This window comes from Variovorax sp. Varisp53, from assembly GCF_059491555.1.
Map to the genome: position 1 here is coordinate 47,219 of NZ_CP168512.1, position 12,787 is coordinate 60,005.

Here is a 12,787-nt window from a genome sequence, read left to right on the forward strand (position 1 = left end):
GCTCAGTGCGCGCCGGAAACGACGACCGGAATCTCGGTCGCAGGCGGCGTGTTGCGGCTGCGGCCGCAGCGCACGATGCCGTCGATCATCACCATGCCTACGCCCGGAATGTCGCCGAGCTGAACGCTTTCGAGCAGGCCCGGTGCCGGCGAATGCTGCGCGCGATCCATGAAGACGAAGTCGGCGTCGCGGCCCACCTCGACCAGCCCGCAGTTGAGCTTGCGGATCTTCGCCGTGTTGCCCGTGGCGAAGCAGAACACCAGCTCGGCCGGGATGTTCGCAATGGACGACAGCATCGCCACCATGCGCAGGATGCCCAGCGGCTGCACGCCCGAGCCCGCGGGCCCGTCGGTGCCGAGGATCACGCGGTGCGGGCACTTCAGCTCCAGCGCCGCTTTGGCCGCCGCGATGGCCACCTTCTCGTTGCCGTTGTGCACGATCTCGATGGCGCGCGAACTCTTCTCGCACAGCTCGCACACATGCGCCTCGGGCAGCGAGGTGTGGCCGCCGTTGATGTGGCCGATGATGTCGGCGTCGGCCTCGAGCACCACGTCCTTGTCGATCAGGCCCGAGCCCGGGATCGACGGGCCGCCCGTGTGGATGGTGCTCTGGATGCCGTACTTGCGCGCCCAGGCCACCATCTCCTTGGCTTCGTAGCCGGCCTTGACCGAGCCCAGTCCCACTTCGCCGAGCAGGCCCACGCCGGCCTCGGCGAGTTCCTTGAAGTCGCTCTCGACCATGCCTTTCTCGATGACGGGTGCACCGGCCAGCACCTTCACGCCGCCGGGGCGGAAGTTGTCGAAGGCGCGTTGCGCGGTGATGGCCAATGCCTTCAGTCCGACGATGTCCTTGGGGCGGCCGGGCAGGTGCACCTCGCCGGCGGAAATCATCGTCGTCACGCCGCCGTGCATGGTCGAGTCGATCCAGCCGAGCTGACCCTGGCGCGGCGTCCAGTCGCCGAACACCGGATGCACGTGGCTGTCGATCAGGCCGGGCGCCACGCAGGTCTTGCGTGCGTCGATCACGGTCTGCGCGCCTTCGAGGTCGCAGTCTTTTTCCTTGCCGACCGCCACGATCAGGCCGTCGTTCACCACGATGGTGTCGGCGTCGAGGATGGGCTTGTCGATGTCGCCCGAGAGCAGCAGCCCTATGTTCTTGATGACGACCTTGCCCGACTTGCCGCCGGCTGCGATTTCTGCCATTTCGATGTGTCCTCGTGGGGTGATGTGTTGTCTTGCGGCTCGTCTGCGCGCACGGTGCGCAGCAGCGTCTCGATCACGAAGTCTTCCCAGTGCGCGACGGCCTCCGGCGACTCCATCGGCTCGCCGAGGAAGGCGGTGAGCGTGTGCCGGTTGGAGGTGTAGAAATAGCCGGTGGACGCGATCAGCAGGTAGATATCGCGCGCTACGAGGTCCTTGCGGAACAGGCCCTGCGCCGCGCCGCTGGCGAGGATCTCCGCAATGATCGCCACCGCCCGCGACGAATACTCGCGCGCGCGCAGCGACTTCGAAATGTGCCGCCCCTTGTGCAGGTTCTCGGTGTTCAGCAGCGTGACGAACTCGGGGTTCTTGCGGTAGTAGCCCAGCACGAAGCGGATCACTTCGGTGAGCGCCTCCACCGGCCGGGAGGCGTCGAGCGCAATGGCGGCCTCGGCGTCGTCCATGCGCTGGTAGATGCCCTCGAGCACCGCGATGAACAGGCCTTCCTTGCTGCCGAAGTAGTAGTAGATCATCCGGTCGTACGACTTCGCGGCCTTGGAGATCTTCTCCACGCTGCCGCCGTCGTAGCCGTACCTGGCGAACACCTTGGTCGCCGATTTCAGGATGCTGTCGCGCGTGGCCTGCGCCGCGGCCTCGCGCACGCCGGTGCGGCGCTGGGGCTTGGCGGCGGTGCGGTTGTCGGCCATTGCGCGCGGCGCCCTGCTTATTTTTCGGCGAACGCGCGCTCTACGACGAAGTCGCCCGGCGTGCTCGTGTTGCCTTCCTTGAAGCCGCGCTTTTCCAGGATGTGCTTCAGGTCGACCAGCAGACCGGGGCTGCCGCACAGCATGACGCGGTCTTCCTCGACGTTGAGCGGGGGCAGGCCGAGGTCGTCGGTGAGCTTGTTGCTCTCGATCAGGTCGGTGATGCGGCCCTGGTTGCGGAACTCCTCGCGCGTGACCGTCGGGTAGTAGAGCAGCTGCTTGGCAACCATCTCGCCCAGGAACTCGTGCTTGGGCAGGTGGTCGATCACGAGGTCGTGGTAGGCCAGCTCGTCGACCTGGCGCACGCCGTGCACCAGGATGACCTGCTCGAACTTCTCGTAGGTGTCCGGGTCGCGGATGATGCTCATGAACGGTGCCAGGCCGGTGCCGGTGCCGAACAGGTACAGGCGCTTGGCCGGCAGCGTGTAGTCGATCAGCAGCGTGCCGGTGGGCTTGCGGCCCACGATGACGGTGTCGCCCACCTGGATGTGCTGCAGCTTCGAGGTGAGCGGGCCTTCTTCCACCTTGATGCTCAGGAACTCGAGATGTTCCTCGTAGTTCGGGCTCACGATGCTGTAGGCGCGCAGCAGGGGCTTGTTGTTGACCTTCAGGCCGATCATCGTGAAATGACCGTTCGAGAAGCGCAGCGCCGGGTCGCGCGTGGTGGTGAAGGTGAACAGGCGGTCTGTCCAGTGGTGGACGCTCAGGACGCGTTCTTCGCTGAATGCACTCATACGGAACTCAAGAGTTGGTTGGAACAGTGGAAGGTGGCTGGGCCGGGATGCACGCCCTTGGGGCATGCCGCCGCCGGCCGGCTGCGAACCCTCCATTGTCGTTGGTCGGAAAAACCCCGGCGGACAGCGCGAGAAAACACCATTGCAAGCATCGGGCCCGTTTGCTACATTGACTGCGAATGTAGTGAACGCAACATGAAAGTGTAGGGAATGCTACACAAACGGAAGTCGGTGCACAAGCGGGCTGACGGCACGTTTGTTGCAAACCCCGGCAGCCAGGATTTGCCCCTCGCCATCACCGAAACGCCCACGAGATCGCCCCGATGACAGAACACACCAAGACAGATGGCCTCCCCGGCATGGACATGCCCGTGGTGGCCGAAGCCGGCAGCGGCGCCTTCGGCAAGGCGCCGCCGCGCAACGAGCGCATGAGCACGGCCAAGGTCGAGTGCAACGCCTGCCCGGTGTTGTGCCAGATCTCCGACGGCCGCACCGGCGCCTGCGACCGCTACGCCAACCGCGACGGCGTGCTGGTGCGCGTCGATCCGGTGGTGCTGCTGCGCCGAACGATCGAGAGCGAAGCGCCGGCGCTGGTGCCTTTCGATCGCCCGGGCGCCGAGCCCGCCACGGCGCAGGCCCCCGACTGGAACGGCGACCTGCTGCACGCCGACGAAGTCTTCGTCACTGGCGTGGGCTCGTCCACCACTTACCCCGACTACAAGCCGGCCCCCTTCATCGTGGCCTCGAAAGCCCAGGGCGTCGACATGGTCACCGTCGTCACCGAAGGCATCTTCAGCTACTGCAGCTTCAAGGTGAAGATCGATACCGACCGCTTCCTCGGCTCCGAGCAGGCCAACGTGCGCTACCGCGGCGAGGTCGTGGGCCACGTCACCACGGCCGAATACGGCTCGCAGATGCTGTCGCTGGGCGGCGTGCACCACCTCACCGGCGGCAGCAAGAAGGAAGGCCGCATGACGGCCGAGCTGATGCAGCTGCTGGGCAACAAGAAGGCCGTGGAGTGCACCATCGACGGCGGCTCCACCCTCGTGATCCAGGCCGGCAAGGCGCCCATCGTCAACGGCGTGGAAGAGCAGCGCATGCGCGTGGGCTGCGGCTCGGCGGCTGTGGGCATCTTCGCGCGCCAGTTCGCGGGCGTGGCCGACGAGGTGGTGGTGGTCGATGACCACATCACCGGCGTGCTCACCGAGCACCAGGCCGGGCGCTGCCTCGACATGGCGCCCTCGGGCATCCAGATGCTGGGGCGCAAGTCGACGCCGGGGCGCTACTTCCAGGTGGCGAACCCGGGCAACGGCTGGGGCGGCACCGACATCGCCGATCCGCTCGCGATCATCGAGGGCTGGGAGGAGGGCGTGGCGCGGCCCGGCCTGCGCCTGCTGATGACCTCGACCACCGGCGAGCACGCGCAGTGGTATGTGCTCGACGACGCGCTGAAGCCCGTCGAGCAGCCGATGCCGCCCGAGGTGAGACGCATCGTCGATCGCATCGGCGAGAACTGCGAGCCTTCGCTGTGCACCGTGCTGTTCCTCGGCGGCGCTGGCGGCAGCTTGCGCGCGGGCGTCACCGAAAACCCGGTGCTGCTCACGCGGGCGATCAAGCGCGCGCTGGTCAACGTCACCTGCGGCGGCGCGCCGGCCTATGTGTGGCCCGGCGGCGGCATCACCGTGATGGCCGACGTCATGCGTATGCCCGACAACAGCTTCGGCACCGTGCCCACGCCCGCCATCGTCGCGCCCATCGAATTCAGCATGCGGCGCGACGACTACGCCGCGCTCGGCGGTCACATGGAGCACATCTTTTCGCTCGAGCAGGCGCTTGCGCGCGGTGCGTGGCAGGAAGACGGCGCACCGCTCGCGCGCCAATGGCTCGCGGTGGACGACGCCAACCCGTGGCCGCTCGGCCACGCCCCCATGCTGGGCTGATCCATGCTCGCGTCGATGTGCGGCTTGCGTGTTGCTCCTTCCCCCTCTGGGGGAAGGCTGGGATGGGGGCGGGCAGAGCGCCCGATGGATACGCTGCGTGCCCCCACCCCAACCCTCCCCCGGAAGGGGAGGGAGAAAAACATCGGCAGCATTCGCGCCCGGCGCGTTTGTATTGCTCCTTCCCCCTTTGGGGGAAGGCTGGGATGGGGGCAGGCAGAGCGCCCGATGGATACGCCGCGTGCCCCCACCCCAGCCCTCCCCCGGAAGGGGAGGGAGAAAGACGGGGGCGCGCGGTCATGAGCGCTCAACGCAGTGCGCTGGACAGCAGCCGCTGGCACTTCAACCACGGCCCGATCGACATCGTGGCCGAGGCGCACGGCGACCCCTATGCCGTCGCGGCCGCGCACGACGCGGCGTGGGCGCGCTTCGTCCATGTGCTCGACGAGCTCGTGCGCGAGCTGCCGCTGCTGCGCCTGCCCGTGAGCGACGACATGCGTCCGCGAGGCGTGGTCGCCAGGCGCATGTGGGACGCCTGCGCCGCGTTCTCGCCGATGTTCATCACGCCCATGGCGGCAGTCGCGGGCTCGGTCGCGCAGGAGCTGATCGCGTTCTACGACCGTCCCGGCATCGAGCGCGCGTGGATCAACAACGGCGGCGACATCGCACTGCACCTCGCGCCCGGCCAGTCGGCGCGCGTGGGCGTGTTCGCCGACCTCGCGCGCTTCGACTGGCGCGACCACGGCGGCACCCTCACCACCGACGGCCAGTTCGAACTGCGCGCGGATCAGCCCGTGCGCGGCGTCGCCACCAGCGGCTGGCGCGGGCGCAGCTTTTCGCTGGGCATCGCCGACAGCGTGACGGTCCTGGCCGCCACCGCAGCACAGGCCGACGCTGCCGCGACAGTGATCGCCAACGCCGTCGATGTCGACGACGACGCCATCGCGCGCCGCCCCGCGAACGAATGCAAGGACGACAGCGACCTCGGCGACATGCTCGTCACGGTCGACGTGCCGACGCTCGCACCGTCGCAGGTCAAGAGCGCACTCGATACGGGCGCGATATGCGCCAAGGTCCTGCAGAAAGGGGGGCTCGTCTGGGCCGTTCTACTCGTTTGCCAGGGGCAGTTTCGACTTGTCGAGCCCTTATGCTCGAAGTCGCTGCAGACAGTGCCGCCGAAAGCAGTTGGTTCAGTATTTGCTTAACGAAAAGCAAGGTCCTTTTTCATGATCGATATACGCCGCGTCTTCACCCATGTCGAGCACATCCACCACGAGTTCGGACCGCGCGCCGACACCCCGTTGGTGCGTGGCGCCATCGGCGCGGTGCTGACCAATCCTTTCGCCGGCCGCTACGAGCCCGACATCCTGCCGATGATGGCGCTGCTCGACCCCGTGGGCGTCGACATGGCGCACAGGCTGCACGCCGCCATGGACGTGCCGCTGGAGCAGATCGCCACCTACGGCAAGGGCGCCATCGTCGGCGCCGATGGCGAGCTGGAGCACGGCGCGCTGTGGCATGTGCCCGGCGGCTACGCGATGCGCGAACTGCTCGGCTGGAAGGGCAGCCGGGCGGCCTACACCGCGGGCAAGGCCGAAGAGAAAACCGGCCAGCCAGGCAATGCGCTGTCCATCGTGCCCTCGACCAAGAAGGTCGGGCCGCCCGGTGCCGCACTCGACGTGCCGCTGACCAACATCAACGCGAGCTACGTGCGCGGCCAGTTCGACGCCATCGAAGTGCGCGTGCCCGGCGCGCCTGCGGCCGACGAGATCGTCTTCATCCTCGCGATGAGCACCGGCTACCGCGTGCACGCCCGCGTCGGCGGCCTGCTTGCCAAAGACATCAGCAAATGGGACGGCCTGCGCTGACCTGAACAAGAGACACGAAGGAACACAAGACATGACCGCCAACATCCGCAAGCTCGTCATCCAGGTCGACGAAACCCGCAAGGAGATGGGCCAGGACGTCACGCCGCCCACGCGCCGCGCCGTCGCCATCGCCGTGATCGAGAACCCCTACGCGGGGCGCTACAGCGAGAACCTCGACGAACTCATCGCCATCGGCGAAGAGCTCGGCGCGCTGCTGGGCCAGAAGGCCGTGAAGGCGCTGGGCATCGAGCCCGGCCAGGCGCAGAGCTACGGCAAGGCCGCCATCGTCGGCGAGCGCGGCGAGCTCGAACACGCCGCGGCCATCCTGCATCCCAAGCTCGGCGCGCCGCTGCGCGCGGCGGTCGAGAAGGGCGCGGCGCTCGTGCCTTCGGCCAAGAAGCAGGGCACGCTGGGCACCGCCATCGACGTGCCGCTCGGCCATAAGGACGCGGCCTTCGTGCGCAGCCACTTCGACGCCATCGAAGCCCGCGTGAGCGACGCGCCGCGCGCCAACGAGATCGTGGTGGCGGTCGCGGTCACCGACAGCGGCCGTCCGCTGCCGCGCATCGGCGGCCTGCAGGTCAGCGAAATCAAGGGCGAAGACGGTCTGCGCTAACGCCGCCGTCCGCCCCGCATCCACTCACGCCGTTTTCTTCTCTTTCGATCCCAAGGAGTTTTCCTCATGAACCCATTGCGTCACGTCTTCAGCGCCGCGGCCCTCGCCGCGCTGACCACTGCTCTCGTTCCCGCGCATGCGCAGGGCGTGATCAAGATCGGCGAGGTCAACAGCTACAAGGCCCAGCCCGCCTTCCTCGAGCCCTACAAGAAGGGGATGGAACTGGCCGTCGAAGAAATCAACGCCAAGGGCGGCGTCAACGGCCGCAAGGTCGAGCTCATCACGCGCGACGACAACGCCAACCCGGGCGACGCCGTGCGCGTGGCCGAGGAGCTGGTGGCGCGCGAGAAAATCGACGTGCTCACCGGCACCTTCCTGTCGAACACCGGCCTGGCCGTGGCCGACTTCGCCAAGCAGAAGAAGATCTTCTTCCTGGCCGGCGAGCCGCTGACCGACAAGATGACCTGGCAGGGCGGCAACGAATACACCTACCGCCTGCGCCCCGGTACCTACATGCAGGCCGCGATGCTCGTGCCCGAGGCCGTCAAGCTCAAGAAGAAGCGCTGGGCCGTCGTGTACCCCAACTACGAATACGGCCAGTCGGCCGTAGCCGCGTTCAAGACGCTGCTGAAGGCCGCGCAGCCCGACGTCGAGTTCGTCGCCGAGCAGGCGCCGCCGCTCGGCAAGGTCGATGCGGGCGCGGTCGCGCAGGCGCTGGCCGATGCCAAGCCCGACGCGATCTTCAACGTGCTGTTCGGCGCCGACCTGTCGAAGTTCGTGCGCGAAGGCAACACGCGCGGCCTGTTCAAGGACCGCGCGGTCGTCAGCGTGCTGACCGGCGAGCCCGAGTACCTCGACCCGCTGAAGGACGAAACGCCCAATGGCTGGATCGTGACCGGCTACCCCTGGTACGGCATCCAGACGCCCGAGCACAAGGCCTTCTTCCTCGCCTACCACGGCAAGTACAAGGACTATCCGCGCCTGGGCTCGGTGGTCGGCTACAGCATGATCAAGTCGGTCGCGGCCGGCATCGAGAAGGCCAAGAGCACCGAGACGCCGAAGCTCACCGCCGCGTTCAAGGGCCTGCAGGTCGACACGCCGTTCGGCAAGATCAGCTACCGCGCCGAGGACCACCAGTCCACCATGGGCGCCTTCGTCGGCAAGACGAAGAACGAGAACGGCAAGGGCGTGATGGTCGACTACACGTATTTCGACGGCGCCAAGTTCCAGCCGAGCGCCGCCGACGTGAAGAAATCGCGCACTGCCGACTGACCCTCTTTTCGGAACGCTTGCACCCATGAGCCTCTCGTCCCTGCTGCTGCAGTTCCTCACCGGGCTGTCGTCGGCGTCGTCGCTGTTCCTCGTGGGGGCCGGCCTTTCGCTGATCTTCGGCGTCACGCGCATCGTCAACTTCGCGCATGGCTCCTTCTTTATGGTCGGCATCTACCTGGCCTACACGCTGGTCGAAAAGCTCGGCGGCGGCATGGCCTTCTGGCCGGCCGTGGTGCTGTCCGCCGTCGCGGTCGGCATCCTCGGCGCGCTGATCGAGATGGTGCTGCTGCGCCGCATCTACAAATCGCCCGAGCTGTTCCAGCTGCTGGCGACCTTCGCGCTCGTGCTGGTCATCAAGGACGCGGTGCTCTATGTCTGGGGCCCCGACGAACTGCTCGGACCGCGCGCGCCGGGCCTGTCGGGCTCGGTCGAGATCCTGGGCCGGCAGTTCCCCACGTATGACCTGTTCCTGATCGTCGTCGGCCCGGTCGTGCTCGGCCTCATGTGGCTGCTGCTCACGCGCACCCGCTGGGGCACGCTGGTGCGCGCCGCCACGCAGGACCGCGAGATGGTCAGCGCGCTGGGCGTGAACCAGGCCTGGCTGTTCACCGCGGTGTTCGGGCTCGGCGCGATGCTCGCGGGCCTGGGTGGCGCGCTGCAGCTGCCGCGCGAGCCGGCCACGCTCGCGCTGGACCTCAACACCATCGGCGCGGCCTTCGTGGTCGTGGTGGTGGGCGGCATGGGCTCCATTCCGGGTGCCTATGCGGCGGCGCTGCTGATCTCGGAGATCAAGGCGGTCTGCATCTGGATCGGCGTGGTGGAAATCTTCGGCTACAGCGTGTCCTTCTCCAAGCTCACGCTGGTGGTCGACTTCGTCGTGATGGCCGTGGTGCTGGTGTGGCGCCCGTGGGGCCTGTTCGGCCGGCCGCAGGCGCCGAGCCGCTACGTGGGCATGGCCGAGGAGCCGCTGCGCCGCGCGAGCAAGGGCTACCTGTGGCTGGTCGCCGCGCTGGGCGTGGTGCTGATGGCGATGCCGCTGCTCACCGCCGATTCGCCCTACACCACGGTGCTGCTGATCGACCTGCTGATCGCCGCGCTGTTCGCTGCCAGCCTGCACTTCATCATGGGCCCGGCCGGCATGCATTCGTTCGGGCATGCCGCCTACTTCGGCCTCGGGGCCTACGGCGCCGCGCTGCTGGTGCGCGCGAGCGGCTTGCCGATGGAAGCGGCGCTGGTCGTGGCGCCGTTGGTCGCGGCCATCGGCGCCTTCGTCTACGGCTGGTTCGCGGTGCGGCTGTCGGGTGTGTACCTCGCGATGCTCACGCTGGCCTTCGCGCAGATCACCTGGGCCATCGTCTACCAGTGGGACTCGTTCACCGGCGGCAGCAACGGCCTCACGGGCGTGTGGCCCTCGGAGTGGCTGTCGGACAAGCGCACCTACTACTGGCTCACGCTGGTGCTCGCGGCCGCCGGCATCCTGATGCTCCGCCGCGTGCTGTTCTCGCCCTTCGGCTACGCGCTGCGCGCGGGCCGCGACTCGCTGCTGCGCGCAGATGCCATCGGCATCGACGTCAAGCGCATGCAGTGGACGGCTTTCGTCATCGCGGGTGCCGCTGCTGGTTTGGCCGGGTCTTTGTATGCGTTCTCGAAGGGCAGCATCTCGCCCGAAAGCCTCAGCGTCGACAAGTCGGTCGACGGGCTGGTGATGGTGCTGCTGGGCGGCATCCAGACGCTGGCGGGGCCGGTGGTGGGCGCCGTCACCTTCAGCTGGCTGCACGACACCGTGGCGCGCAACACCGACTACTGGCGCGCAACGCTGGGCGCGATCATCCTGCTCCTCGTGCTGCTGTTCCCGCAGGGCATCGCGGGCTTCGCAAAGCAGCTGACCGACCGCGTGCTGCGCCGGGCCAAGCCCGATTCACCGACAGTGGCCGAGGCGAAGGAGGCCAAGGCATGACCACCTCCAATGCACCCCTGCTCAAGGTCGAGAACCTCGGCAAGTCCTTCGGCGGCGTGAAGGCCGTCGATGGCATCAGCTTCGAGCTGCACGCCGGCGAGCTGCTCGCGCTGATCGGACCGAACGGCGCCGGCAAATCCACCACCTTCAACATGGTGAACGGCCAGCTGAAGGCCGACCAGGGTTCGATCCTGTTCGACGGGCACGAGCTCGTGGGCCGCAAGCCGCGCGACATCTGGCGCCGCGGCGTGGGCCGCACCTTCCAGATCGCCGAGACCTTCGCCTCGCTCACCGTGGCCGAGAACGTGCAGATGGCGCTGCTGTCGCACGACGGCAAGCTGTTCTCGATGTGGCGCCGCGCGGCCGACCACAAGCGCGACGAAGCGCTGGCGCTGCTCGATCAGGTCGGCATGAAGTCGCAGGCCGACCGGCCCTGCAGCGTGCTGGCCTACGGCGACGTGAAGCGCGTCGAGCTCGCCATCGCGATGGCCAACTCGCCCAAGCTGCTGCTGATGGACGAGCCCACCGCCGGCATGGCGCCCAAGGAGCGCAACTCGCTGATGGCGCTGACCAAGGATCTCGTCATCCAGCGCGGCATGGCCGTGCTCTTCACCGAGCACAGCATGGACGTGGTGTTCGCGTATGCCGACCGCATGATCGTGCTGGCGCGCGGGCGCCTTATCGCGCAGGGCAAGCCGCTCGAGATCCGCGACCATCCCAAGGTGCAGGAGGTGTACTTCGGCAGCGGCAAGACCTTCGAGAAGATCGCTGAAAAAGCAGCAGCCATTGGAGAAGCCGTATGAGCACGCATGAACCCCTGCTGCAAGCCAAGGCCCTGTGCGCCTGGTACGGCGCGGCGCAGATCCTCTATGACGTCGACCTCGACGTGCGGCGCGGCGAAGTCGTCGCGCTCATGGGCCGCAACGGCGCGGGCAAGTCGACCACGCTCAAGGCGCTGATCGGCATGCTCGCCAAACGACGCGGCGCGGTGCGCTTCCTGGGCCACGACATCTCGAAGAGCGAGCCGCACCACGCCGCGCGACTGGGCCTGGGCTTCGTGCCCGAAGACCGCCGCGTGTTCACCGACCTCACGGTGATGGAGAACCTCGAGGTCGGCAAGCAGCCTGCGCGCCGCTGGGCCGACGGCACCGACGCGCCGCTGTGGACGCCCGAGCGGCTGTTCAAGCTGTTCCCCAACCTCGGCGAGATGCCCAACCGTCCGGGCGGGCGCATGAGCGGCGGCGAGCAGCAGATGCTCACGGTCGCGCGCACGCTCATGGGCAACCCCTACCTGGTGCTGCTCGACGAACCGTCCGAAGGCGTGGCCCCGGTGATCGTCGAGCAGATGGCCAACATGATTCTCGAATTGAAGGCGCAAGGCGTGAGCATCCTGCTGTCGGAGCAGAACATGCACTTCGCCGAGCTGGTGTCCGACCGCGCCTATGTGCTCGAGAAGGGGCAGATCCGCTATCACGCGACGATGGCCGAGCTCGCGGCCAACGACGAAGTGCGCCGTGCCTATCTGAGCGTCTAGCATGAAGCTCACCCCCAGTCTTCGCGCACTTCGTGTCGCTTCGCCAACCCCCTTCCAGGGGGCAACACCGACGGCCCGGCAAAGCCGGTTCCGTGGTGTTCCTGGAAAGTTTCTCTTGTCCTGATTCAAGTTCTTCTTCCAGTCCCTACCAGGAGTCCACGCCATGCATCGCAGAACCCTCGTGAAATCCGCCGCCGCCTTCGGGCTGGCCGGCGGCCTCGGCAGTTTCGGCTTCAACGCTTTCGCGGCCGGCAAGATCAAGCCGGGCGCCAAGGCCGCGTTGATCGTGGTCGACGTGCAGAACTGTTTTCTCGACGGCGGCACGCTCGCGGTCAAGGGCGGCAACGAGGTGATTCCGGTCATCAACGCACTCGCACCGGCGTTCGAGAACATCGTCGTCACGCAGGACTGGCACACGGCGGGCCATGCGTCGTTCGCAAGCACCTACAGCGGCAAGAAGCCCTTCGAGACCACCAAGCTCAGCTACGGCACGCAGGTGCTGTGGCCCGACCACTGCGTGCAGGGCACGGACGACGCCGCGCTCGGCAAGGACCTGAAGGTGCCGACCGCGCAACTCGTGATTCGCAAGGGCTTCCACAAGGACATGGACAGCTACTCGGCCTTCGAGGAAGCCGACCACAAGACGGCCACCGGCCTGGCCGGCTACCTGAAGGCGCGCGGCATCAAGACCGTGTTCGTCACCGGGCTGGCGACCGACTTCTGCGTGGCATGGACTGCGATGGACGCGCGCAAGGCCGGTTTCGAGGCCTATGTGATCGAGGACGCCACGCGCGGCATCGACCTCAACGGCTCGCTCGCCGCGGCCTGGAAGCAGATGGCGGCCAAGGGCGTCAAGCGCATCCAGTCAGCCGACGTACAGGCCACCTGAAAGAACGTTCCCTAACG

At 67.3% G+C, this 12,787-nt stretch carries 12 protein-coding genes; 9 read left to right on the forward strand and 3 right to left on the reverse strand.

The features are described 5' to 3' along the window. Window positions 1-2 precede the first annotated feature (2 nt). From ACEOAB_RS00205 to ACEOAB_RS00215, 3 genes are read right to left on the reverse strand one after another with little or no spacing between them, the layout of a single operon-like run. Window positions 3-1,202 (reverse strand): amidohydrolase family protein, encoded by a 1,200-nt coding sequence (locus tag ACEOAB_RS00205; RefSeq protein ID WP_413749991.1) that lies wholly within the window; start codon window positions 1,200-1,202, stop codon window positions 3-5. Beyond that, a complete protein-coding gene (locus tag ACEOAB_RS00210) occupies window positions 1,148-1,906 on the reverse strand; it encodes a TetR/AcrR family transcriptional regulator (protein WP_413749990.1) in 759 nt (252 codons plus the stop codon). The genes ACEOAB_RS00205 and ACEOAB_RS00210 overlap by 55 nt, the downstream gene beginning before the upstream one ends. 17 nt (window positions 1,907-1,923) lie before the next feature. Beyond that, window positions 1,924-2,697, reverse strand: coding sequence for a ferredoxin--NADP reductase (locus ACEOAB_RS00215; RefSeq protein WP_007831891.1), 774 nt, complete (start codon window positions 2,695-2,697; stop codon window positions 1,924-1,926). Between the two features lie 323 nt (window positions 2,698-3,020). Here ACEOAB_RS00215 and ACEOAB_RS00220 point away from each other — a divergent pair, with 323 nt between their 5' ends. From ACEOAB_RS00220 to pncA, 9 genes are all read left to right on the forward strand, one after another. Further along, complete coding sequence (locus ACEOAB_RS00220; RefSeq protein ID WP_495653348.1) at window positions 3,021-4,637, forward strand: 6-hydroxynicotinate reductase; 1,617 nt, start codon at window positions 3,021-3,023, stop codon at window positions 4,635-4,637. A gap of 296 nt (window positions 4,638-4,933) precedes the next feature. Beyond that, on the forward strand, window positions 4,934-5,839 hold the full coding sequence (locus ACEOAB_RS00225; RefSeq protein ID WP_413750212.1) for a UPF0280 family protein: 906 nt from the start codon (window positions 4,934-4,936) through the stop codon (window positions 5,837-5,839). Between the two features lie 21 nt (window positions 5,840-5,860). Next, window positions 5,861-6,502 carry an amino acid synthesis family protein gene (locus tag ACEOAB_RS00230; protein ID WP_007831883.1) on the forward strand — a complete coding sequence of 214 codons (642 nt, stop codon included), beginning with the start codon at window positions 5,861-5,863 and terminating at the stop codon, window positions 6,500-6,502. Between the two features lie 31 nt (window positions 6,503-6,533). Continuing rightward, the gene (locus ACEOAB_RS00235) at window positions 6,534-7,118 is read left to right on the forward strand and encodes an amino acid synthesis family protein (protein WP_056588306.1); all 585 of its coding nucleotides are present in this window, start codon (window positions 6,534-6,536) and stop codon (window positions 7,116-7,118) included. Window positions 7,119-7,184: 66 nt separating this feature from the next. After that, a complete protein-coding gene (locus ACEOAB_RS00240; protein ID WP_056588303.1) occupies window positions 7,185-8,390 on the forward strand; it encodes an ABC transporter substrate-binding protein in 1,206 nt (401 codons plus the stop codon). A 25-nt stretch (window positions 8,391-8,415) separates the two neighbouring features. Continuing rightward, window positions 8,416-10,347: an ABC transporter permease gene (locus ACEOAB_RS00245; protein WP_056588300.1), complete on the forward strand. Its 1,932-nt coding sequence runs from the start codon at window positions 8,416-8,418 to the stop codon at window positions 10,345-10,347. Further along, entirely contained in the window at window positions 10,344-11,150 is an 807-nt protein-coding gene (locus ACEOAB_RS00250) for an ABC transporter ATP-binding protein (RefSeq protein WP_056588297.1), read from the forward strand. Before ACEOAB_RS00245 ends, ACEOAB_RS00250 begins: the two co-directional genes overlap by 4 nt. Further along, on the forward strand, window positions 11,147-11,881 hold the full coding sequence (locus ACEOAB_RS00255) for an ABC transporter ATP-binding protein (protein WP_056588293.1): 735 nt from the start codon (window positions 11,147-11,149) through the stop codon (window positions 11,879-11,881). The genes ACEOAB_RS00250 and ACEOAB_RS00255 overlap by 4 nt, the downstream gene beginning before the upstream one ends. 163 nt (window positions 11,882-12,044) lie before the next feature. After that, entirely contained in the window at window positions 12,045-12,770 is a 726-nt protein-coding gene (gene pncA, locus ACEOAB_RS00260) for a bifunctional nicotinamidase/pyrazinamidase (RefSeq protein ID WP_413750211.1), read from the forward strand. The last annotated feature ends 17 nt before the right edge of the window (window positions 12,771-12,787 follow it).